We start from the raw sequence: 22,842 nt of genomic DNA, 5'->3' as shown, positions 1-22,842 counted from the left end.
ACCTCGGGCGGACGCACGCTTGCGCAAGGCGCGCTCGGCTGGATACTCGCCAAGTCGGCAATCGCCTTGCCGGTTCCCGGCTTCACGCGGCCCGAGCAGGTCGAGGACAATCTCGGTGCGCTGGAGAAAGGGCCGCTGCCGGCAACGGTGATGGCCGAGATCGACGCCGTGCTGAAAATTGCCGAGACCGCCTAGTGCGGCGAATCCGAAATTCGGACCACGTTGGAGCAAAACTGCACACGAAAGTTCCGTTTTCGTTCCTACGATGGGGCGGTCGACGGGTGTCGTGAGGCGCCGTTTGATGCTATTCGAGGGTGCGAGGCGATAACGGTTTCCGATATATTCGGTCGTCGGTCGCAGGACCGTACGGAACGATGCGGGAATACTGGCGATTCTGGTCCACGAAAACGCCAATGAAATCAATGTTTTTGGCGCATCCTCCGGGCCCACCATTGTCGTTATTTATCAATGACTTAGCATCATATTTTGGTTTGGTTGGCCAAGTCAATATTGGCGAACCACGGTGTATCGCGTTGATTTTATTGATTTATGGTAGGCTCCCGAGGACTGCCGATCGATTTGCTGCGCGAGCGTGGCGCATTCGTGCAGTCTTCCAGTCAACGGACGAACTTATGCAAATCCCTGCTCACACATCTGAACTTGGCTCGCACTTTCCGACCGTTGAGACTCACAACAACTGCGACCCTTCGGAGCCCGCTGTCGGCTTATTTTACCCCATTCCCTACACGCGCCATAGATAGGTCCATCCCAAAGCTGGCTCGATTGGCGGGCCGCGCCTCACGCCAGACGATCTATTAGGCTGCGCACGGCCTTCAGACCCACAAGGACGACAAAGGCGCTGCCGCAAGCTCGTCGCCGAAGGGCACGAGATCGGAAATTCAAGCGTGCATGCCGCCCACTGGCAACAAATGATGTGGTCGGACGTTTGGGCACAAGCGGTGTCGGGCACCTGAAGGCGCACTAGCCAGGCGGAAGGTATTCCGAGGCCGGCGGACCTGAAGATTTCCCGCTTCTTAGCCGTCCAGGCGATTTGACACTGTATCGCCAAGGGAGAAGAAAATGGCTGAAGGTCATTCCAAATTAGACGGGCCGGATCTGGTCCAGGGCGTCGCGTTCGCCGATCTTCCCGATGGCGGCAAGTTCGTCGGCCATTGTGGCAACGAGCAGGTACTGCTGGTGCGCCGCGGGGCTGAGGTCTTCGCCATCGGGGCGGCATGTACACATTACGGTGGGCCGCTCGTCGACGGTCTTGTGGTGGGGGATACTGTCCGGTGTCCGTGGCATCACGCGTGCTTCGATTTGCGCACTGGCGAGGCCTTGCATGCCCCCGCCTTCAATCCAATCGCATGCTGGTCGGTGGAACTACGCGATGAACGGATATTTGTGGGCGAGAAGCGCAAGCGGACGGCACCGAAGCAGCGCGATAGAGGCTCCGGCCAGGTTCCCGAGAATATCGTCATTGTCGGCGGCGGCGCGGCCGGTTTCGCAGCGGCCGAAAAACTGCGGCGCGAACACTATCATGGCAGCATCGTCATGCTCAGCAACGACGAAGCGCCACCCGTTGATCGGCCCAATCTTTCCAAAGATTACCTCGCCGGCAAAGCACCGGAGGATTGGATCCCGCTCCGCCGGGAGAGCTTCTACTCAAAGAACGATATCGATCTGCATCTCAATGCGGACGTCGTCAGCATCGATGCACGTTCTGGCGAGGTTGTACTCGCTGATGGCGCCCGGACCCCCTATGACAGGCTGCTGCTTGCGACCGGAGCCGAACCGGTCCGCCTCACTATCCCCGGCGCCGACCAGCCACAGGTTCACACGCTGCGCTCGCTCGCAGATTGCAAGGCGATCATCGAGCGAGCCACGACTGCGCGCCGCGCCGTCGTGCTTGGCGCCAGTTTCATTGGCCTGGAAGTTGCCGCGGCCCTGCGCTTGCGCGACATCGAAGTTCATGTCGTGGCACCGGAGAGACGGCCCATGGAGCGGGTCCTTGGTCCGCAAATGGGCGACTTCATCCGCGCCCTCCATGAGCAGAATGGTGTCTTATTCCGTCTCGAAGATACCGCGAGCAGCATCGACGGCACCAACGTGAAACTAAGTAGTGGCAATACGTTGACGGCAGATTTCGTCGTCGTCGGCATCGGCGTGCGACCGCGGACTGGGCTTGCCGAGAAGGCAGGGCTGACCGTTGACGACGGGGTCGTCGTGAACGCGTTTCTGGAGACGAGCGCGCCAGGGATCTTCGCCGCCGGTGACATTGCGCGGTGGCCCGATCCTCACACTGGCGAGAACATTCGGGTCGAGCATTGGGTGGTAGCAGAGAGGCAGGGGCAAACCGCAGCGCTCAACATACTCGGCCATCGCGAAAAATTCGTCGCCGTGCCGTTCTTTTGGAGCCAGCATTACGATATTCGCATCAACTATGTCGGTCATGCCGGACAATGGGACGAGATCGCGGTCGATGGAGACATCATTGCCAAAGATTGCCTGCTGCGCTTCAAGCGCAAAGGGCGCACGCTGGCTGTCGCTTCGATCTCCCGCGACATCGAAAGTCTAGAGACAGAGGTGGAAATGGAGCGCCAATGACCTAGCGAAGTGCAAGCTGTTATCCGCCTTCCGTGGCGATCAACATCCAATTGCGCTTCCTCGAGGATGTCACAGGCGAACGTCCACGCATCGATCACCTTAATGATCCCCTGGGGATCGCCAGCAACGATCGCATCATTGGGCCGAGCGTGTAACGCTGGCCAGGTCGGAAACGAAGCGAACAGCAATCTCAGCGGTATCATCTCCTTGAGAGCGTTGACGACCCGTCGCTTCGCTCGTTCCGATGGACGTCAGCCGCAGCATCTCCTCCCGACCCCGGCGTTCTGCAATCGCTCGCGACCTAATCCGCGCGCTGCGTTCGCTCGGCTTCGTCACCTCTTCCTCTCTACCTAGGCGGAAATCAGAGTCGCCGCCGCTCCGGGCGGGAGAGTCGCAAGAGACCCTGTTGGCCTCCTCGACGGCAAATCGACGTCGGCATAGCGCGACGAGGGTGCGGGTGGTGGACAGTACGACAGCATCGCACGCTAAATCCGCAAGCGTTCCTTCGCACACCTTGCGCACGATTGTATACGAAAATGAAGAATAATGTTGACAATTTTCCAATCCAGGTTTCCCTTTAAGGCATCCGCGCAGCCGATGAGCAAAACACAAAGCGCGATAACCAGAAGGGGAATGCAGAATGATCAACCGACGCGCGACTCTCAAATCGATGGCGCTTGGCGCCGTCTCGACCCTGGCCATCGCCGCCATGGGTATCCCGTCCGTGCAGGCCCAGAACAAGGAACTGAAGATCGGTTTCGTCGGTGTCACAAGCGGCTCCGCCGCCGCCTGGGGCACATCGAATGTGCGTTCAATGCAGACGCGTGCCGCCTGGCTCAACGAAACCGGCGGCGTCAAGATCGGTGACAGCACCTACAACGTCAACATCGTTACCTTCGACGATCAGAAAGACCCAAAGCGCGCCATCGCCGGCATGGAGAAGATGGCTCAGGAGGGCATCCACTATGTGGTCGGCCCGAATGTCGATGACGGTGCCGCCGCCGTGCGTCCGGTCGCCGAGGCCAACGGCATCATTTATTTCCCGTACGCTTTCCCGAAGGCGCTTTATCAGAAGCCTGCCTCGAATGCCGTGCTCGGCATGATCGCCAACTATCAATCGGGCCCGGCGATCTACAAATATCTCAAGGAAAAAAAGGGGGTGAAGACGATCGCCTTCGTTGCCGCCAATGAATCGGATCCGTTGAGCCAGCGCGATGGTGGCGTCGAGGCAGCCAAGGCGTTGGGCCTCGAGATTGTCGCCCAGAACGACACCTATCAGAACGACACGCGCGACTTCACGCCGGTGCTCACGCCGATCGTTTCGCTGAAGCCCGACCTGCTGGTGCTATCCGGCGTCGCGCCCGCCAATGCGCCGCTGCTCATCCGCGCCGCCCGTGAGCTCGGTTTCGAGGGCCTGATCTCGACCGAAACGGCGCAGGACGCCAAGGTTCTGGAGGAGGGCGCTGGCGAGTACGCCAACGGCTTCATCTCCGTCGGTGGCGCCTCCACACCGGAAATCGCCTCCGACACGATGAAGGAATTCGTCGACCGCTACACCAAGATGTTCGGCGAATACAATGACGAGTCCAATACCAAGGTCTATGCGCTCGAATACATCCTCGAAACGCTGAAGGCCAATCCGGCGGCAATCGACAATGTCGAGGAGTTCAAGAAGACCATCGACACCTTCTCGGCTCCCAACCCTTACCTGAAAGGCGACGCCAAGCTGAGCTATGTTGGGACGACCTCTTTCGGCCAGAAGCGTCAGCTCGCGGTGCCGATGGTTGTCAATGAGTACAAGGACGGCGCCTTCCAGACCCTGTTCGTCGGCTCGGTTGATTAGGGTTAGGTTCCTGCGGTTATTTCCTCCCGCGTTGCCGGGGGCCCGGAGCATGTTCCGGGTCCCTCGGAAGATCGAAGGCGTCAATGGAACAGGTCATCGCCAACGGATTCTACCTCGGTGCCCAATATGCGCTGATCGCACTGGGGCTCACGCTTATCTTCGCCTTGATGAACGTGCTCAACTTCGCCCATGGGCAGATGTATGTGCTGGGCGGGTTCATCACCTACACAATCTACGGACAACTCGGGCTGCCTTTTGTTGTGGCGCTGCTGGCGTCCGGCGTGACGCTCGCTGTCGTCGGCGCGCTGATGGAGAAATTCCTCTTCCGAACTGTCATCAGGCGAAGTCTACGCGAAGAAAGCACAATGCTGCTCGCGGCGGCAACGGCATTCTTTTTTGACGCGGTCATCCTGCTGTTGTTCGGTGAAAAACAGCGCGGTGTCCCCAAGATCGTCAAGGGCGTGTTCAACGAGGGCGGCATCATCATGCCCTATGACCGTATGGTCGTCGGCGTGCTCGCACTGGTCTTCATCGCGGCCTTTGTCCTCTACATGCAGTACAGCAGGGTCGGGCGAGCCATGCGGGCGCTGGCCCAGGATCGGGTCGCCGCCCAATTGATGGGCGTTCAGGTCGACCGCTATTCGATGATCGGCTTCGCCATGGGCGCCATGCTGGCGGGCATCGTCGGCGGTCTTTTGGTCACCATCACTGGCGTCAATTCCGGCATCGGCGGGCCGATCTCGATCAAGGCCTTCATGATGGTGATGATCGGCGGCGCCGGCGTTGTCGGCGGTGCGATCGCCGGCGGCTTCATCCTTGGCATGATGGAGTCGGTCGGCCTCACCGTGCTGCGCCAATATGGCGACGTCACTTACCTCGTCATCTTCGCCGCGCTGATGGTGTTCCTGTCGATCCGCCCCAACGGGCTGATGGGCAAGCCGTGGGGTTGATGGTGCCATGACGCGTAGCGTGAAAATCGCCCCGGTTGCCGCCTTTCTGGCGATCGTCTTCATCGCCGTGCCGGTTCTGATCTCGGCCAGCGGCCGGATCGACCTCTATTACACGCTCACCTCGGTGGCGTTGCTTAGCATCGCCAGTGCCGGCGTGTGGCTCACTTTCTACATCGGCCGGATCAATATCGGCCAGGGCGCGTATGCGCTGATGGGTGGCTACGTCTCGGCCATACTTGTGGTGACCTATGGCTGGTCGTTCTGGCTGACGCTGCCGGTCGCCGGCCTGTTTTGCGCGGCCGCAAGCGTGCTTATCGGCCTGCCGATCCTGCGCCTGCGCGGCGTCTACTTCGCCATGGTGACGCTGGTGCTGACCGAGGTTGCGCGGCTTCTGGCGCTGGCGCTGCCGATCACCAACGGTGCCAAGGGCATGGTCAGCATCCCGCTGCCTGGGGCGCTCACGATTCTGGGCCTCACCATCATCCCGGATTTCGCCACGTTGCATAATTCTCGGCTGGCCTTCTACCTGCTGGCGGTCGCGCTTATGCTGGTCTGTTTCGCGGTGGTGTACCGGCTGGTTCATTCGCGCGTCGGCAAGCTCTGCCAGTCGCTCCAGCAGAACGAAGATCTGGCCTCGTCGATCGGCGTCAATATCGCCTATCTGCGCGTCATAGCCTATGCCGTCTCGTCCTTCTTCGGCGGCGTCGCCGGTGCGATCTTCGCCGCCATCTCGCAGTCGATCTATCCGTCGAGCTTCACGGTCACCGACTCTGTCAACTTCATGCTGAACTGCTTCCTCGGCGGGCTCGGCTACGTATTCGGGCCGATGCTCGGCACGCTGGTGCTTTATTTCGGCTGGGACCTCCTGTTCCAGACTGGCCGGTTCCAGCTTCTGATCTACTCGACCTTGATGATCGTGCTGATGCTGTTTCTGCCCAATGGGCTGCTCAGCCTTGCGGCTACGACCCGGAAGAAGGGTTGAGCCATGGCCGATCTGCTTGAGGTCTCGGCTCTGACGAAACGCTTCGGCGGTCTCGTCGCGGTCAACAACATCTCCTTTTCGGTGCGCGAGAAGGAGATTCTGTCGGTCATCGGTCCCAACGGCGCCGGCAAGTCGACGCTATTCAAGCTGATCTCGTCGTTCCTCAGGCCGACATCGGGCGAAGTGCGCTTAAAGGGCGAGCGCATCTCCGATCTCGCGCCGCAGATAGCCGCACGCAAAGGCGTCGTCCGGACGTTTCAGGAAACGACGATCTTCAAAAACATGAGCGTGCGCGACAACGTCATCATCGCTCACCATCTGCGCTCCACCGCGAGCCTGCTTGGCTTCTTCCTCGGTACTGGCACGGCTAAGGCTGACGAGGCAGCCTTTGGCGCATCAGCCGACGAGATTCTGGCGTTGCTTGGCCTGTCGTCGCTCGCCGGCGAAATCGCCCGAAACTTGCCGCACGGTCACTTGCGGGCTCTCGGCATCGCCATCGGCCTCGCCACGAGCCCGTCGATCCTGCTGCTTGACGAGCCCTTCGCCGGGATGAACCACGACGAGACGATGAGAATGGTGGCGATGGTCAGACGGTTGCGCGAGCGCGGCCTCACCATCCTTCTGGTCGAGCACGACATGCCTGCCGTAATGAAGATTTCTGACCGCATCGTCGTCTTGAATTTCGGCCAGAAGATCGCCGAGGGAACGCCAGCGGAAATCCAGAACAATGACAAGGTGATCGAGGCTTATCTCGGCAGCGAAGACGAGGCCATCGGGCTATGAACCAGATCCTGAAATTTGCTGATGTCCAACTCTACTATGATCACGTCTACGCGCTGAAGGGCGTGTCGCTGGAAGTCAATGAGGGCGAGACCGTCGCGTTGGTCGGCGCCAATGGCGCCGGCAAGTCGTCGATCCTTCGCGCCATTACTGGGCTGCGCAAGATCAAGTCCGGCGAGATCCACTACAATGGCCGGCGCATCGACGCCGCCGCCCCCGATGCGATCGTCAAGATGGGCATCGCCATGGTGCCGGAGGGACGCCGTGTCTTCCCTTACATGTCGGTCAAGGACAATCTCCTTATGGGCGCCTTCACCCGATCCGACAAGGCCGAGATCGCTGGCTCGCTGGAAATGGTGCTTGGCCGCTTCCCCCGCCTCAAGGAGCGCTATTCGCAAGCCGCCGGCACGATGAGCGGCGGCGAGCAGCAGATGCTGGTCATCGGCCGCGCGCTGATGGCCAAGCCGCGTCTGCTGCTGCTCGACGAGCCGTCGCTGGGCGTCGCGCCCAAGCTCGTCCAGGACCTTGCCCGCTCGATCGTGGCGATCAATCGCGACGAGAAAGTCAGCGTTCTGCTGGTCGAGCAGAACTCACGCATGGCGCTGCGCATTTCCCAGAGAGCCTATGCGCTGACTACCGGCAGCGTTGCGCTGAGTGGGAACTCCGCTGATTTGCTGACCGACGAACGGGTCAAGCATCTTTATCTCGGCGGCGAGATTTGAGGCTGATCGGCATGCGCATACTCGTCATCAATCCCAACACGACCGCATCGATGACCGCCAAGATCGGCAAGGTCGCGACGAGCGTCGCTTCTGCCGGGACGGAAATCGTTTCGGTGAATCCCGGCGATGGTCCGCCGAGCATCGAAGGCTATTACGACGAAGTCTTCGCTATTCCGGGTATCGTCGCCGAAATGAGCAAGGCGGCCGCTATCGATGCCTATGTCATCGCATGTTTCGACGATACCGGGCTGGACGCGGCACGTTGCGCCGCCGAGGCCCCGGTCATCGGCATCGGCGAGGCCGCCTTCCACCTCGCTAGTCTCGTCGCCGGCAAGTTCAGCGTCGTGACGACGCTCGCCCGCTCCGTCCCCGCGATCGAGCACAACCTGGCGAAATACGGCCTCGCGTCGCGCTGCGCGAAAGTCAGGTCGTCGGAAGTTGCCGTGCTCGATCTCGAACTGCCGGGCTCGGACGCCAGGGCCAGAATCTCGGACGAGATCGCGCGCGCCATCAACGAGGACAGGGCGGAGGCGATCGTTCTTGGCTGCGCAGGCATGGCCGATCTGGCAAGCAGCCTATCGGAGGAACACGGCGTTCCCGTACTCGACGGTGTCGCCTGCGCGGTCACCTTGGCAGAGAGCCTTTTCAGAGTCGGTCTGAGGACATCGAAGATTGGTGGCTACGCTGCTCCCCGCGGCAAACGATTTTCGGGCATCTATGAATCGCTGTCTCCGGCGGGCGCTGCGGCAGCTATACCGCCGACCCAGAACGCGCCTGGCCCCACAAATTGAGATACTGTGTCCCGGGATTGACCGCCACGTAAGCGATACTAGATTGCATCGACCGTTGAGCTGTTTGGGATGAATCAGGCAGTATCGTGCCTGCGCGTTGAGAAGCATGTTGACAGTGCTCAGAGAAGAAGACCGCGACGAAAAACCGGCAGCCCGCTGGTCGCCGATTTACTATGGTCTGAGAGATGCCATCGTCAGCCACCGTCTCGCCCCTGGCACCAAGCTGCCGGAAGATGAGCTGGCGTCGATCTATTCGGTGAGCCGAACCGTCATTCGTGCCGCCCTGCAAGCTCTGGCTCATGACCGGTTGGCGCGGCTGGAGCCAAACCGCGGCGCCTTCGTGGCCCAGCCATCGACGGTGGAAGCGCGAGAGGTATTCGAGGCACGAGCGCTGATTGAACCAAAGGTGGCTTGGCTTGCCGCGAAGGCAGCAGTGCCATCCGACATTGCGCAGTTGCGGCAGCATCTCGAGAGGGAGCATGAAGCACTTCACGCCGGCCGGGACAGTGAGGCGATCATGCTGTCGGCACGTTTCCACGTAGGCGTCGCCGAAATCGCTGCACATTCGGTGTTCACCAAATTCGTTCGCGACCTTGTCTCTCATTCTTCTCTCATCATCGCACTCTACTGGAAACGGCGCGACGCGACCTGTGAGAAACACGCCCATCACGCTCTGGTCGATGCAATCGAAGCAGGGCGTAGTTCCCAAGCGGCCGACCTGATGACCAGCCATCTGGTCGACCTCCTGTCGGGGCTCGACCTCACAGACAAAATAGAAAAGTCAGACAACCTCTCGGATTTGCTTCGTCCGTAGAACAGGAGAGGACACAGCACTGCTGTACCCGAACAGCGCCAATTGCCGGCGCTGCCCGGATTATGGTCTCACGAGTTTTCGGCGCTTGATGCAGTGGGAGTGACGCCCAAGGAAACGGATCGAAAGAAGCGGGATTGGCAAGCGCGCTCCGCGCTAGCATAGTCCAGGCTCGTGAGATGGCGGTAGTTCAGGTCGCCGACCAAGTCCAGTGCCCAGATGTATTCCGCCCCCAATTGCTTCATTGACTAAGCTTGGGAAGAGGGCACTTCAATGAAGGGAAAGGTTCGGTCCCTGCGCAGGCTTACCTCGATGTGACGCGATTACTCCAATTGAAGAGGCTAAATGACTGAAGTGGTGGACTTTTTTGCGGACAGAATGACCGAGAGTGAGCGGGCAGGATCGAAGCGGATCGTAGCGTAGGGAAACATCGGATGCCGGCGCGCAGCATCGTGTCATGGCGTAGAAAAGGCGGGGCTCGCCGGGCTGAACGAAACCGCGAACTTATGTGTTGCAGATTGCCCTCAAAGCTACGCCAGAGCCCTCCGTCAGGATGCGGAAGCGTGATCGCGACCGCGCCGAGCGGATCCGGCTTGCCGGTGGTCCAAAGCCGACATTGAGGGAACGCGCCGTCTCGCTCGCTCTTGAGAACGGCGAAGTCCGGACAAAAGACCTGACCGACATCGGCGTTCCTCGCTGCTACCTCGCCCGCATGTGCAAGGAAAGCTTGCTCGTGAAGGTGGGCTATGGGAGCTACCGTGTGGCAGTTCCCAAACAGGGCTTCAAGCTAGTCCGCCATGCAGCTTAATTCGGGCTGCCGCATCTGCTATGTCGTTGACGATCGCTGCGCGCGCCTCGGCGCTGTCGCGCTTATCAAGTGCTGCAAGAAGCTTCTCATGATGCCTCACCGGGCGGCCGCGGAATACTGGCGCGCTCTGTGCCATTTGGTGCTGACGAAGCGGTTGTGACATGTTCGGCAGCCCGCGGGATAGGGCCGCGATGTTCGACTGTCTGGCTGTCGCGGTACCATACGGAACGATACGGGAAGATTTCCGACTTTGGCCCACGAAAAAGCCAATGAAATCAACAATCTTGGTACATCCTCCGGGCCCACCATTGTTATTATTTACCAATGACTTAGCGGTGTGTTTTGGCTCGGGTAGCCAAGTAATAACTGGCGAACCGCCGTCCATAGCGTTTGATTTTATTGACTTATGGTGGGCCTCCGGAGGCCGCAGATGTGTTGCCAACCGCCGGTGGAGTGTCAGGATCGTTTATCAAGTGCTTGAACGACGCCGGCACGGTGTTCGGAATAGAAATCCGCGCATAGTCCCGTACGCAATCAACCTCGAATTACTGTCTGGATGCTACATCGGCCATCGCCGCACCCCACCCTGCGGCGATCTCGTAGCCCATGCGTGAGAAGCCGAATTCGCGATCGAATGTGTTCGGCGCTTTGACACGCCAGTTCTTCATGACCTCGCCCGGGAGGCCGCCAGCGGCGGCGATGACCAAGTCACGCTCGCCGGCGCGGAGTTCACGACGGCGATCATTTGGCGTAGCTGGGAACAGGCCGGCGACGTCAGGCAAGACCGTCCGGCTGCAGCTAGCAAGTTAATCGCGACCCACGGCGGACCGCTCCGTACGCGCGCGCGGCGTACGGCAAGCTGCTAGCCTCAATCTCCGGATGAGATCAGAGTCGCTCAGACCGGGTCTTCAGGTGGTACAGCACGTTTCGGATGCGCTGCCAAACGGTTAGCCGGTTGATCACGCCTTCGCCTCCTGTTCATCGCAGATGAATGGGCTGCGGTTCAGATGATCTGTGCGGCCAGCGCCACGCCGACCAACGACGTGCCGACCCCTGCCGTGCGGATGGCTCGCGGCCAGCGCCGAAGTGTTAGGGCGGCTAACGCGCCGGTCGCGTGAAGAGCCGAAGTAGCGACCACGAAGCCGACCGCATAAGCGATGCCGCTGGCCGTCTCGGGAATTTCGAGGCCATGGGCATTGCCGTGGAAGAGGGCGAAGAGAGCAGTCAGCGAGGCGGCCACAGCGAGCGGAAGCGGCTTGGCAAGCGCCATCATGGCGCCGAAGACCAACAGCGATAGCGTTATGCCGGTTTCCAGTGAGGGCAGGCCGATGCCGGCGATACCGAGCAGGGCGCCAGCGACCATCGCCGAGACAAAGCACGACGGCACGATGATGATCCCCTTGCCGCCGGCGCGAGCGGCAATGATGCCGACAGCCATCATCGCCAATAGATGATCGATGCCGGCCAGCGGGTGCTGAACGCCGTCTACAAACCCGTGGGCATGAAAACCGCCGCTATGGGCGAAGGCCAACGAGGGGATGAGGGTTGTGGGGGCTGCCAGGGCGAGTCTGCCGAAGAATGAAAGCGTTCTGTTCATGGTTCTTGACCTGTTTGATAGAGGTGCGATCGGTTCAAGGCCGGTGCTCATTGTCCGGCCCCTGGCATGGTGAATTGTGCGGCGCCGGACCTGTCGGCCAGAAGCCGCGCCTCGCCGAAGTCGAGGAGTCTTTGTCCCCTGACGTCATGGTAGACGAAGGCCAGGCGGCGCCGGCGCGACGTCAGTTTCGCGGGCAGCGGGTGATAGGTGACGCCGGCGCCACCAATCAGCGGCATGACGGCGCCGACATCGACCATGTCCTGCGTCTCGACGCGCAGAAGATGCAGCCGCACGCCGTCGGCGGTCTCGCCGACGAACGGAATCCCGGCGAGGCGCAGGAAACTGGACGGGTCGGGCGCCCGCGAAAACCCTTCGAGAAACGCGATCTCGACGAGATCGAGATCCGTCGCCCGCGCGTCGGCGGGTTCGGGCGCATGGTCGTGCGGTAGATGCGGTGTCTGCCATTGCAACGGCTTGCCGGCCGGCCCGTTGTGGCCGACGGGGTGGGGATGGTGATGATGACCGTTCGGCCCGTGATGGTGACCGTCGCCATGGTCATGGCTGTGGTGGTGATGATCATCGTGCATGGTCAAAAGCTCGTCGGCTTGTCGATGATGGATTTGTGTTTGCCGAGATTGCCGTGCGCGACCATCGAGCCGAGCGCCTCGACGACAACCCGCACGCCAAACAGCGCCGTGATGTCTGACGTGTCGTAGGGCGGCGACACCTCGACCACTTCCAGTCCGCAGATGCCGGGCGCCGACACTAGCCCGAGCAGCTTCAGTGCCTCGCGCGGCAGGAAGCCACCGGGCTCCGGCCAGCCCGTACCCGGCACGAAACCGCAATCGATGCTGTCGACATCGAAGGAGATGTATACGGCGTCGGTGTCCTTCCATGCGAGCTCGAGCGCGATCTCGGCCGCCTTCTCCAGCCCCATCTGTTCGATATCGGAGATCGTCAGCACGTTGGTGCCGCGCTTTCTCGCCTCGGCCACGCCGTAGCGCGGCACCTGCCAGCCGCCGATACCGAGCTGCACCAGATTGGTGGCCGAGACGTTCGGCAGGTTGGTCGCCCAGTACCAGGGCGTCGTGTGCATACGTTCGTCGAGATCCTTTTCCTGGATGTCGATGTGGCGGTCGAAATGGATGATGCCGATGCGCTTGGAGGTCACGTCGGCGATGCCGCGCACGCACGGAAATCCGATCGAATGGTCGCCGCCCAGCATGATCGGCAGCGCCCCGGACGAGGCGACATGGCTGACGCCCTTGGTGATCTGGTCGAAGCTCTTTTCGAGATTGGCGGGGATGGTGAAGACGTCGCCGGCGTCGCAAAGCGTCATCTGCTCGCGCAGGTCGACACCGAGCTCGTAATTGTAAGGCGTGTAAAGCGCCGAGATGCGGCGCATGCCTTGCGGCCCGAAGCGGGTTCCGGGCCGGTAAGTGGTGCCGCTGTCGAAAGGAATGCCCATGACGGCAGCGTCATATCTGCCGACATCGCGGACGTTCTCGACATAGGGCGCCTTGAGGAAGGTGTTGATGCCGGCGAAATGCGGCAACTCGCCTCGCGCGAATGTCGGGATCGACTTGTCGATGATCGAATCCGATCCGGGCAGGCCCATGTCGAGTGCCCATTTCTGTTCCTTGCGCCAGCCATCCTCGGGCAGCTTTCCTTCCGCCTCGATCGACTTCCAGCCCTGCATGTCGCGGATCTCGAAGTTCGGATGGTGGAAGCGTTGGCGTGGCTGGTGGTCGGTGAGCCCGGCGCGACGATGCCGGCGTTCTGGACTATCTCTGTGCATGAAACCTCCTTCACGACGCCGTCGTCGCGATTGCGCTATCCAGTCGGGTCGTCCCGACCATCGCGGCCACTTCGGCCACGTCTCGTGCGGAAGCCCGGTGCTTGCGGTCGAGCTTCAGATCGTAGGTGATCGTCGCGCCATAGGCGGACGGGAACTGGGGGTCGTGGCGCACCTTGTCGAAGACCAGCACGCGGGTGCCGAGCTTGAATGCCTCGCCGATATCGTGGGTGACCATGACCACGGTCATGCCGTGCTCGGTCCAGAGCTCGGTGAGCAGCTCATGCATCTCGATGCGAATACCGGGATCGAGTGCGCCGAACGGCTCGTCGAGAAGCAGGATCTGCGGCCGGCCGAGCAAGGTCTGCGCGATCGCCAGCCGCTGCTGCATGCCGCCAGAAAGCGTGGCCGGATAGAGATCGCGCGCATGGCCAAGCCCGACCCGTTCCAGCATGGTTTCGGCTTCTTGCCTGGCGCTTTTGCGCCTGGCGCCGAAGACGCGGCCGAACGGTCCGCCCGAACGGAAGTCCTCGACCAGCAGCAAGTTCTGTAGCGCGGTCAGATGCGGAAACACGGAATAGCGCTGGAAGACGATGCCGCGCTGCGGCGTCGGTTCCGGCACGATCGGCTGGTCGCCGACGACGACCACGCCGCCACTTTGCTGTTCCTGGCCAAGCAGGATGCGCAGGAACGTCGATTTTCCACAACCGCTGGCGCCAACCAGCGACAGGAATTCACCCGCTTCGGCGGAGACGTTGACCCGTTCCAGCACGCGGGCGTCGCCGTAGCTCTTCTCCAGCCCATGGACGAGGATCCGGCTCATCTGGTCCGCACCGGATGCGCCCAGGGCGAGATGATGTGAGAGAGCCGCACGAGCAGCCAGTCGGTCATCACCGCAAGCAGCGTGATCCAGGCGACGTAAGGCAGGATGACGTCCATCGATAGGTAGCGACGAACGAGGAAGATGCGGTAGCCGAGCCCCTCGGTGGAGGCGATGGCTTCTGCCGCGATCAGGAACAGCCAGGCCGGCCCAAGCGCCAGCCGTACGCAAGTGATGAGGCGCGGCATGACCTGTGGCAGCACCAGCCTGAGCACCATGGTCCAGCTGTTGCCGCCGAGCGTCTGTGCCTTGGCGACGAGCTCCGGCGGCAATTCCATCACCCGGTTGGCGATGTCGCGCACCATGACCGGTGCGACGCCGAGAGCGATCAAGGTGATCTTGGCCGTTTCGCCGAGGCCGAGCGCAATGAACAGGATCGGCAGCAGCGCCAGTGGCGGGATGACGCAGACAACTGTGACCAAGGGCAGCAGAAAGGCCCTGACGCGCGGGATGAAACCTATGGCGACGCCGAGGCTGAGCGCCACCAGCGTGGCCATGCCGACTCCGGCGAACAGCCTGATCAGGCTGGCATAGGTGTCGGCCCACAGGATCAGGTCGCCGGAGCGCTTGTCCGGCACTGTCGCCAGGTCTGAAAAGGCCGACCACATCTGTGCAGGGGAGGGCAGCAGCTTGTCGCTGGGATTGACCGCCAGCCTTTGCGCCGAAGCGAAGAGATAGGCAATCGCCACGGCGGCAAACGGCAGCGTCCCAAGCAGCAACGCTCCGCCGCGGGAGACCGTCGCGTTGATGAGGCGAAGCCGCGCTTTCGGCCTGCTAAGTTGCAGGCGCGCGACTCCGGGACCTGCTGCGGCCTGCATGATGCCGGTTCCTCTGGCTAGCATGTCGCGCTCCCGCGTCAGAGCGTTCCGCCCGCTGCCTCTGCCATAAAGGCCGGATCGAAGCGCAGCTTGACGTTGTTGACGTCGCCCAGCGTCGAGCCATCGGGGAAGCTCATGCCGATCACGTCGACGCTCGGCGCGTTGGTACCAAGAATACCGTGGCTGAACAGGAAGTTGCGCACCAGATCCATGGTCTTCGGCAGTTCGGCGCCGTTGGTGAATGCGACCGCCTTGGCCGGCTCGAAAAACATCGCCGTTGATGCAAGCTGAGCGTCGAAACCGGCAAGATCCGTCCCCGACGCCTTGGCCATCTCTTCCTTGGCCGCCTTGCCTTCGGGCGTACCCGACGTCATCAGCGCCATGGCTTCATACCATGCACCGACAAGCGCCTTGCCCAAGGCCGGATTGTCCTTCAGCGTCGCGGTGTTGACGACCATCATGTCGATGATCTCGCCGGGGATCTCAGTCGAATCGAATACCTTGTGGGCGCCCGGCATGGCAGCGATTTCCGAGACCAGCGGATTCCAGGTAACGACGGAGGTGACGTCGCTGGTGCCGTAGGCAGCGACCATGTCGGCATCGGAGGTGTTCACCACCGTAATGTCCTTTTCGGCCAACTCCACCGTCTCCAGCGCGCGCGCAAGTAGGTAATGTGAGACGGAGAGCTCGACGAGATTGACCTTCTGGCCGGCAATATCCTTGAGCGCGGTCTTGTTCTTGAGGATGACCGCGTCGTTGCCGTTGGAGAAATCGCCGACGATCAAGGCCGTCGTGTCGACACCGCCGCCAGCCGGGATCGAAAGCGCATCCATGTTGGTCATCGAACAGCCGTCAAAGCCGCCGGCCGTGTACTGGTTGATGCTCTCGACATAGTCGTTGATGCGGGTGATCTCGACATTGATGCCGTATTTGTCGGCCCATTTCTTCATGATGCCGCTGTCGGAAAGATAGCCCCACGGCATCCAGCCGACATAGATCGACCAGCAAATCTTGAAGTCTTTCTTGGGCGCCGCTTGCGCGGCTGAGATGAAGGGGAGGCTGAGTGATGCGGCTAGGATGATTGTGGCCAGTTTGCGAAGCATTACATACCCCTGTTTGCGATCCGGATTGCGTCCGAACGTCTGTTGGGGGGTTCACGGAGCGCGCATCCGGGAGAGGTTCGCGCCAGCAAACCCGTGCAGGGTTCTCCCGGGATTTTGGCCCGCCGTGTTCCGCCAGATGCCTCAATGCATCTCAAGCGGTCGCGTCTCTTGGACCAGCACCGTGATCGACACGGCCGGAACCCTAGACGCTCTGCACATGAATAACGAAGCAAGGGGCGTGCCAGTCCGGAAAGCCGTCCTGAGGCGGCCTTTCCCCGGATTTGCAGGCAATCGCGTTATGCTGATGCCACAAAAGTCATCGCAACGCCGACGGATTAGGCAAGGAAAATCTAGCGTCAACCAATATGAGCAGGCTTGTGCCCTGGGGACCTCCGCTGATCGCACCCTGCTATATGGTCGCCCACACATACATGCCCAATAGGGACACGTTCGGGAAGGGCGTGAGCGCGCGGCGGATCCGGATGCCAATTGGCGCCGACCCATGTGACGAGTGCGCCCGATCGTGCAAGGGCAATTCGTGAAATAAGCGCGACTGCAATGATGCTAGGCAAGCCCGATCGCGTGTCGGGAGGCAGTTGTGAAAGTTGCGATCATCGGACCAGGCTCGCTCGGGAAGGCCTTGGCGAAATGTCTTGGCCTCGCCGGGCACGAAATTCGCCTCAGCTTCAGTCGTGACGAAGGCAAGTTGCGCGCAATCGCGGCAACCCTCCGTGTTGGCTTCGGTGCCCCTGACGAAGTAGCGAGATGGGCCGACGTAATTGCCCTGGCGACGCCATGGCCGGCTCTCGAGCTGGCGATGGACGCGCTTGGCGATTTGTCGGGCAAGATCGTCTGGGACAATACCAATGCAGTCGCGCCTGACCTTTCCACGATGCTGCTAGGCACTACTACGTCTGTAGGCGAGGAGGTTCAGAGGCGCGCGCGGGGCGCCCTTGTCGTCAAGTGCATTCCGACCTTTGCCGAATTGCTTGACAGGGATGATCCGCGTCTCAACGGCGATCCGGTGACGAGCTATGTCGCCGGCAATGACGCAGATGCCAAGGCGGCGGTTTGCCGGCTTCTCGCCGATCTGCCGACAATGCCGGTCGATGTCGGCGATCTCACGGCCTCGCGCCTGATCGAGCCGATGATGCTGCTATTGGTCCAGCTCGCCTATCGGCGCGGGATGGGGCCGACAATTTCCTTCAATCTCATTCGACAGGACGGACGGGTTCATGACTGATTATCTACCCGCGCGGCGCAAGGCGATTCCAGTAGGACGTCTGCTGATCGATGGCCAATGGCGCGATGCCGTCAGTGGCGAGATTTCGACGACTTTTGATCCGACCACGGAGGCGGCGATCACCGATATTGCGAAGGCGGACGTCACCGACACGAGCGATGCCGTCGCGGCCGCGCAGCGGGCTTTCGAGCAAGGACCCTGGGCGCGGATGCATCATGAGGAGCGCGCCAAGATCCTGTTTCGCATCGCCGATCTAATGGACGAGCGGGCCGAGGATTTCGCGGTGCGCGAGGCGATGGATATGGGTATGCCCTATCGCGATTTCCGCGATATCATCATGCCGCACTGCTCAGGACTGTTCCGCTTTCATGGCGGGCTCGCCATGAGCGCGATGGACGGCGCCTATCGTACCAGCTACGAACCAAATATCAGGATCCTGACGCGGCGCGAGCCGCTCGGTGTGATCGCTGCGATCACCCCGTTCAATTTTCCCCTCGCGCTGTCCTGTTCGAAAATCGCGCCGGCACTCGCGGCGGGTAACACGGTCGTTCACAAGCCTGCGACCGACACGCCCCTGACGGCCCTCGCCTTGGCGCAAGTGATCCTCGACGCGGGCGTGCCGCCAGGCGTCTACAATCTCGTCACCGGCCCGGGCGGCACCATCGGCGACGCGTTGGTCAACGATGCCCGCGTCGGCAAGATCGCCTTTACCGGGTCGACCACCGTCGGCCAGGGCATCATGCGCAACGGTGCCGGGACGATGAAACACCTGACCATGGAGCTCGGCGGCAAGAGTCCCAATATCGTTTTCGCCGATGCCGATATCGATGTCGCGATACAGGCAGCCTTCTGGGGCATCTTCTGGAACAAGGGCGAAGTCTGCGTCGCCGGATCGCGCCTGCTGGTTGAACGCGCCTGCTATGACGAGGTCGTCGAGAAGCTGAGCGCCATGGCGAAGTCGGCGACGCTCGGCGATCCGCTGGACCCTGCGACGATGATCGGGCCGATCGCATCGCGGGGCGAGTATGACAAGGTCTTGAGCTATGTCGAAGAGGGCAAGCGCACCGCGCGACTGGCCGCGGGCGGCGGCACCCGCCAGGTCAACGGCAAGGGCCTCTTCATCGAGCCGACCATCTTCGCCGATGCGACCAACGACCTAAGGATATCGCGCGAAGAGATTTTCGGCCCTGTCCTGCCGGTGATTCCATTCGACAGCGAGGAGGACGCGATCCGGATCGCCAACGATACGAGCTACGGGCTCGCCTCGGGCATCCAGACCAGCGATCTCGGCCGCGCCTTGCGGCTCGCCGACCGGATCAAGGCAGGCACGGTCTGGCTGAACTGCTGGCACAAGTACCATCCTAATGCGCCGTTCGGAGGTTTCAAGATGAGCGGCTATGGCCGCGAGCAGGGCCGCGAGGCGTGGGAAAGCTACACCCAATACAAGACGATTTGGGCGAATCTTGGCGAACCAGTCGAGATGGCGCGATGAGCGTGCGCAATTCCAACCCACTCGACCCGCGGCATCCTAAACGCGTCGCGATGGTCCTTTCAAACCCGGCTGTGTCAACCACCACAGGCTGGCCGGTCGGGTTTTGGTGGAGCGAGTTAACTCATCCCTGGCTCGCCTTCACCGAGCGCGGATATGGAGTCGCGATCTTCTCGCCTGAGGGCGGCAAATGCGAGGCGGATGCGTTGAGCGACCCGCGCGATCCGTCCGGCTATTCGGATACGGATCTGATCTCGCTCGGTTTCCTGTCGACGCCGAAACTGGCGGCGCTGGTGGAGACGACCCGGCCCATCGCAGAGCTGTCGGTCGACGCGTTCGACGCTATCGTCGTCGCTGGCGGCCAAGCGCCGATGTTCACCTTCGAAGGCGCAACTGAGTTGCAGCGGCTGTTCATCAACTTTTTCGCGGCCGGCAAGGTCGCGGCCGCCTTGTGTCATGGCGTCGCGCTGCTGCGCTACGCTCGCCTCTCAACCGGCGAGCTGCTGGCCAAAGGGCGCACTGTTACGGGTTTCGCCAATGTCGAGGAAGACTTCGCCGACAATGCCGTCTGGGAGATGGGCGCGCTGCCACACGGTACGCATCTGATGCCATGGCGGATCGAGGATGAGATGCGTGCGCTCGGCGCGAATTATGTTCAGGCCGGGCTGTGGCGCGATTTTGCCGTGCGCGACGGCAATTTGATCACCGGCCAGCAGAACTTCTCCGGAGCGGCGACCGCCCGTCTTGTCATCGAGGCGCTCGGTGGCTGAGGACCAAAGACCGCTCCTGTCGGTGAAGTTCGGGAGACAAACTCGCCGTCAGGGCGGGCGATGCCAAACGACATCGGCCCAATAGGATCCGGGGTCCGTCCAAGAACTCCACCTCAAACAACCACTATCAGCAGCGAGGATGAACCATGGCCGTAGTGACGACACTTGATATTGCCGGCCTGACGGCCGAAGATTATAGCCGCATCCTCGATCGGATCGGCGTGGAGAAACGGCCCGCTGGCGGCATCTACCAGCACATCGCGCATGCCACAGACGATGGTTATCGCATCATCGAGATATGGGACGACAAGGCAGGCCTGGAGCTCTTCTTGCAGGACACATTGTTTCCCGCCGCACAGGAACTGCAAGTTCAGCGTGAAATGACCATTATGACCCAGACACTGCACAACATCTTTGTGCCCCGGATTGGTGAACTGACTGCCCTGGCAAATGATGCGCCTGGTGGACCAGTCAAACGGGCAAAAGTGTAGGCATCAAGGATCGAGGATGCGGCGATCGATCATCGAAGTCCTGGAGGAACTTGCGTCCGGACGCCCGGTACAACGATGGTGACCGCGGCAAGTGCAAAGAGGTTGTTCTTTCCTGCCGGCGACTATCGCCATGCGCCGGCCGGAGTCGTTCAGCTGCGTGTGATTCGCAGCGGTTCATCCTATGCAGAGATCGATCTTGGCCGCGGGCTGCGGCGCGTCTTCACCCGCCCCGGCGACCTGCTGCTCAGTCTTCCCGAGCGTGCCACGCGGTTCAAGATCGAGGAGCCGCGAGAGCTGACGATGATCACCGTTGACTCCGCGCTGGCGTCAAGGCTCCTGGTATCCGCAGGCGGGACCCCCGAGGACCTGGCAATCCTGACCGATCGACCGATACGCGATTCGCTGGTGGCCGAGTTGTGCCGACGCCTCGAAGGCGACCCGCCAGCCAACCCGATCGTCCGCGAATGGACGCTGGGCCTGGTTTTCGCGAACCTGCTCCGTCTCGGGCATGCACGCCAGCGGCAGCAGAAGTCTCCGGTCCTAACCTCGCAGCGGTTCGACCGGGTCCTCGCTGCGATTGACGGCGATCTGGAAAAGGGGGTGTCGATCGACCATCTTGCCGGAATCGCGGGAATACCACGACGCGCCTTCACCGCCGCCTTTCGCGAGGCGACGCAATTGCCGGTACATCAATTCATTTTACGCCGCCGCGTTGATCGCGCGGTCGAGCTTTTGGAAAATAGCGATCTGCCGCTGGCCGAGATTGCTCAGCACGCGGGTTTCACTCACCAGGCCCATATGAATCGCGTCGTGACCCGATTGAAAGGGCTGTCGCCAGGCCGGCTGCGGTCTCGCAGGCGCGACGGCTGACTTGTGATCTATTCCAGCATCAGGATTCGAATGGCGGAGATGTGAGTTGCTGAAACGTCCGTTGGCTAAGATGCCCGACAGTTTGCGTGCAGAGCTCGAGGCCGCAAATCTGATGACTGCTTTCGAGCAACGGCCTCCCTATCAGCGCAATGATTACTTGCATTGGATCGAGCGCGCCCGTCACCCGGAAACACGCCGAAAGCGCATAAATCAGATGATTGACGAGCTTACGAAGGGAGGAATCTACATGGGAATGCAATAAGAGCTGGCATCGCCGCGAAGCTAGCAGATCCGTCAACGATCATCTTCCGATCCGTGGCCTATCGAGATCGGGTGCTTTCCGCATTGATCTTCATCGGTTTCCCCACGCTTTTGCGCAGATTATGCAGGGAGCCAATAGTGACAATCGAACCTATCCTCCATTTTCGTTTGCGGCAGGTGGCCATATGATCGTGACATCGCAAACCAATAACGTGCTCGGCAGCACGTCAGGGAGGTGGCGCGTCTGGTCGCTCTCGGACGGTTACATCGAGATGCCGGCGGACCTTCTGCGGGACCCGCAGGATAATCCGGTGCCGCAAGCTGCGTTGGCAGGGGCGCTTCGCCTGTCTGTCAATTGCTTCGCGCTCGCAGGTCCAGGCGTTGACGGCGTTCTGATCGACAGCGGAGGAGGGGGCTGGGCTCCGACAGTGGGGCGTCTTGAGCAGGCCATGGCGGAAGCCAAGATCGACCCGGCTTCGATCACGGTCTTGGCGCTCACCCACGCCCATCAGGATCATGTGCACGGACTTTTTACCCCCGACGGCCGAGTGCTCTTTCCAAACTTGAAGGCGATCGCTATTCCCGAGGCGGCTGTGGGGAGCTTTTTCGCTTACGCGCACCTTGCGCAGTTCCGGCCCCTGCTGAAGCCTTTCCAGAATGGCGACCAGGTGGGTGAGCGATTGAGGGCGGTCGCCTTGCCCGGTCATGCTGCCGGTCATACCGGCTACATGTTCGACACGGACGAGGACCGTTTCCTATTCTTCGGGGACATCGTTCATGTGCCGGCCTTGCAGTTCGGCAATCCCGCGGTCAGTTGGGGCTATGACGACGATCAGCTGACCGCGCGCGCAACCCGCCTAAAGGTTTTCAGTGACGCGGCCGAGGCGGGGACGTGGATCGCCGGCGCGCACCTTGGCTGGCCGGGCATCGGTCGCGTGGTGCGTAAGGGCGAAGCATACGGCTATGAGCCGGCAGGAGGACGAGTGACCGGATAGGCGGCCCGGTGCTGATCGGTTTATACCGCTCTCTTCGCCCAAGGCAAGGATCTCGACGAGCAGCGCGCCGCACTCCGGCGTCCTCAACGGCGGCGGTACCATCGTCCGGCCCACCAAAATATCTGATTCTTGATCCACTGGCGGCCGATCGATGCCTGAGGCTTACCGGATCGGCGTCTCGCCGCGAAACAGCGGCTGGTGCGCCCGCATCAAGGCGGCGATCCGGTCGGCGACTT

The 22,842-nt window shown here is 61.3% G+C and carries 23 protein-coding genes and 1 riboswitch; of the genes, 16 read left to right on the top strand and 7 right to left on the bottom strand.

Translation table 11 applies throughout. The annotated features are described in order from the left end of the window. From NKI17_RS35065 to NKI17_RS35025, 9 genes are all read left to right on the top strand, one after another. The coding region (locus NKI17_RS35065; protein WP_352907712.1) for an aldo/keto reductase at window positions 1-195 on the top strand (195 nt) is incomplete at its 5' end. An 885-nt stretch (window positions 196-1,080) separates the two neighbouring features. Next, entirely contained in the window at window positions 1,081-2,607 is a 1,527-nt protein-coding gene (locus NKI17_RS35060) for an FAD-dependent oxidoreductase (RefSeq protein WP_352907711.1), read from the top strand. Window positions 2,608-3,247: 640 nt separating this feature from the next. Further along, window positions 3,248-4,450: an ABC transporter substrate-binding protein gene (locus NKI17_RS35055; protein ID WP_352621169.1), complete on the top strand. Its 1,203-nt coding sequence runs from the start codon at window positions 3,248-3,250 to the stop codon at window positions 4,448-4,450. An 83-nt stretch (window positions 4,451-4,533) separates the two neighbouring features. After that, the gene (locus NKI17_RS35050; RefSeq protein WP_023679424.1) at window positions 4,534-5,400 is read left to right on the top strand and encodes a branched-chain amino acid ABC transporter permease; all 867 of its coding nucleotides are present in this window, start codon (window positions 4,534-4,536) and stop codon (window positions 5,398-5,400) included. Between the two features lie 7 nt (window positions 5,401-5,407). After that, the gene (locus NKI17_RS35045) at window positions 5,408-6,382 is read left to right on the top strand and encodes a branched-chain amino acid ABC transporter permease (RefSeq protein WP_023679425.1); all 975 of its coding nucleotides are present in this window, start codon (window positions 5,408-5,410) and stop codon (window positions 6,380-6,382) included. Window positions 6,383-6,385: 3 nt separating this feature from the next. Next, the gene (locus tag NKI17_RS35040) at window positions 6,386-7,165 is read left to right on the top strand and encodes an ABC transporter ATP-binding protein (RefSeq protein WP_352907709.1); all 780 of its coding nucleotides are present in this window, start codon (window positions 6,386-6,388) and stop codon (window positions 7,163-7,165) included. Beyond that, window positions 7,162-7,884, top strand: coding sequence for an ABC transporter ATP-binding protein (locus NKI17_RS35035; protein ID WP_023679427.1), 723 nt, complete (start codon window positions 7,162-7,164; stop codon window positions 7,882-7,884). Before NKI17_RS35040 ends, NKI17_RS35035 begins: the two co-directional genes overlap by 4 nt. A gap of 11 nt (window positions 7,885-7,895) precedes the next feature. Beyond that, a complete protein-coding gene (locus tag NKI17_RS35030) occupies window positions 7,896-8,675 on the top strand; it encodes an aspartate/glutamate racemase family protein (RefSeq protein ID WP_352647876.1) in 780 nt (259 codons plus the stop codon). Window positions 8,676-8,781: 106 nt separating this feature from the next. Next, a complete protein-coding gene (locus NKI17_RS35025) occupies window positions 8,782-9,489 on the top strand; it encodes a GntR family transcriptional regulator (protein ID WP_352621166.1) in 708 nt (235 codons plus the stop codon). Window positions 9,490-10,839: 1,350 nt separating this feature from the next. On the opposite strand, the gene NKI17_RS35020 is transcribed toward NKI17_RS35025, so the two are convergent. The 7 genes from NKI17_RS35020 to NKI17_RS34990 all read right to left on the bottom strand — a co-directional run bounded on the left by NKI17_RS35020 (window position 10,840) and on the right by NKI17_RS34990 (window position 16,487). Beyond that, window positions 10,840-11,076, bottom strand: coding sequence for a thiamine pyrophosphate-dependent enzyme (locus tag NKI17_RS35020; RefSeq protein ID WP_352907716.1), 237 nt, complete (start codon window positions 11,074-11,076; stop codon window positions 10,840-10,842). 221 nt (window positions 11,077-11,297) lie between these two features. Then, window positions 11,298-11,891: a HupE/UreJ family protein gene (locus tag NKI17_RS35015; protein WP_352637687.1), complete on the bottom strand. Its 594-nt coding sequence runs from the start codon at window positions 11,889-11,891 to the stop codon at window positions 11,298-11,300. 47 nt (window positions 11,892-11,938) lie between these two features. Next, window positions 11,939-12,478 carry a hypothetical protein gene (locus NKI17_RS35010; protein ID WP_023679463.1) on the bottom strand — a complete coding sequence of 180 codons (540 nt, stop codon included), beginning with the start codon at window positions 12,476-12,478 and terminating at the stop codon, window positions 11,939-11,941. Between the two features lie 2 nt (window positions 12,479-12,480). Next, entirely contained in the window at window positions 12,481-13,689 is a 1,209-nt protein-coding gene (locus NKI17_RS35005) for an agmatinase family protein (RefSeq protein WP_023679464.1), read from the bottom strand. 10 nt (window positions 13,690-13,699) lie between these two features. Next, on the bottom strand, window positions 13,700-14,509 hold the full coding sequence (locus NKI17_RS35000) for an ATP-binding cassette domain-containing protein (protein WP_023679465.1): 810 nt from the start codon (window positions 14,507-14,509) through the stop codon (window positions 13,700-13,702). After that, entirely contained in the window at window positions 14,506-15,384 is an 879-nt protein-coding gene (locus NKI17_RS34995) for an ABC transporter permease (protein WP_352907715.1), read from the bottom strand. The genes NKI17_RS35000 and NKI17_RS34995 overlap by 4 nt, the downstream gene beginning before the upstream one ends. Window positions 15,385-15,422: 38 nt before the next feature. Then, window positions 15,423-16,487 carry a putative urea ABC transporter substrate-binding protein gene (locus tag NKI17_RS34990; protein ID WP_352907707.1) on the bottom strand — a complete coding sequence of 355 codons (1,065 nt, stop codon included), beginning with the start codon at window positions 16,485-16,487 and terminating at the stop codon, window positions 15,423-15,425. A 101-nt stretch (window positions 16,488-16,588) separates the two neighbouring features. Next, a riboswitch (guanidine-I (ykkC/yxkD leader) is annotated at window positions 16,589-16,704 on the bottom strand. A gap of 381 nt (window positions 16,705-17,085) precedes the next feature. On the opposite strand from NKI17_RS34990, the gene NKI17_RS34985 reads away from it, so the two are divergent. The 7 genes from NKI17_RS34985 to NKI17_RS34955 all read left to right on the top strand — a co-directional run bounded on the left by NKI17_RS34985 (window position 17,086) and on the right by NKI17_RS34955 (window position 22,606). Continuing rightward, entirely contained in the window at window positions 17,086-17,730 is a 645-nt protein-coding gene (locus tag NKI17_RS34985) for an NADPH-dependent F420 reductase (protein WP_352907706.1), read from the top strand. Further along, entirely contained in the window at window positions 17,723-19,222 is a 1,500-nt protein-coding gene (locus NKI17_RS34980) for an aldehyde dehydrogenase family protein (RefSeq protein WP_352907704.1), read from the top strand. The genes NKI17_RS34985 and NKI17_RS34980 overlap by 8 nt, the downstream gene beginning before the upstream one ends. Next, window positions 19,219-19,989 carry a type 1 glutamine amidotransferase domain-containing protein gene (locus NKI17_RS34975; RefSeq protein WP_352907703.1) on the top strand — a complete coding sequence of 257 codons (771 nt, stop codon included), beginning with the start codon at window positions 19,219-19,221 and terminating at the stop codon, window positions 19,987-19,989. The genes NKI17_RS34980 and NKI17_RS34975 overlap by 4 nt, the downstream gene beginning before the upstream one ends. 146 nt (window positions 19,990-20,135) lie before the next feature. Continuing rightward, on the top strand, window positions 20,136-20,480 hold the full coding sequence (locus NKI17_RS34970; RefSeq protein ID WP_023679472.1) for a hypothetical protein: 345 nt from the start codon (window positions 20,136-20,138) through the stop codon (window positions 20,478-20,480). Between the two features lie 75 nt (window positions 20,481-20,555). After that, window positions 20,556-21,350: a helix-turn-helix domain-containing protein gene (locus NKI17_RS34965; protein WP_352623095.1), complete on the top strand. Its 795-nt coding sequence runs from the start codon at window positions 20,556-20,558 to the stop codon at window positions 21,348-21,350. A gap of 70 nt (window positions 21,351-21,420) precedes the next feature. Further along, window positions 21,421-21,612, top strand: a complete 192-nt coding sequence (locus tag NKI17_RS34960; RefSeq protein WP_031212580.1) for a YdeI/OmpD-associated family protein — start codon at window positions 21,421-21,423, stop codon at window positions 21,610-21,612. A gap of 121 nt (window positions 21,613-21,733) precedes the next feature. Beyond that, the gene (locus tag NKI17_RS34955; protein ID WP_352907714.1) at window positions 21,734-22,606 is read left to right on the top strand and encodes an MBL fold metallo-hydrolase; all 873 of its coding nucleotides are present in this window, start codon (window positions 21,734-21,736) and stop codon (window positions 22,604-22,606) included. The last annotated feature ends 236 nt before the right edge of the window (window positions 22,607-22,842 follow it).

It is taken from the genome of Mesorhizobium sp. M0816, assembly GCF_040320005.1.
Lineage (GTDB): Bacteria > Pseudomonadota > Alphaproteobacteria > Rhizobiales > Rhizobiaceae > Mesorhizobium.
This window is presented reverse-complemented; position numbering and strand designations above follow the sequence as displayed.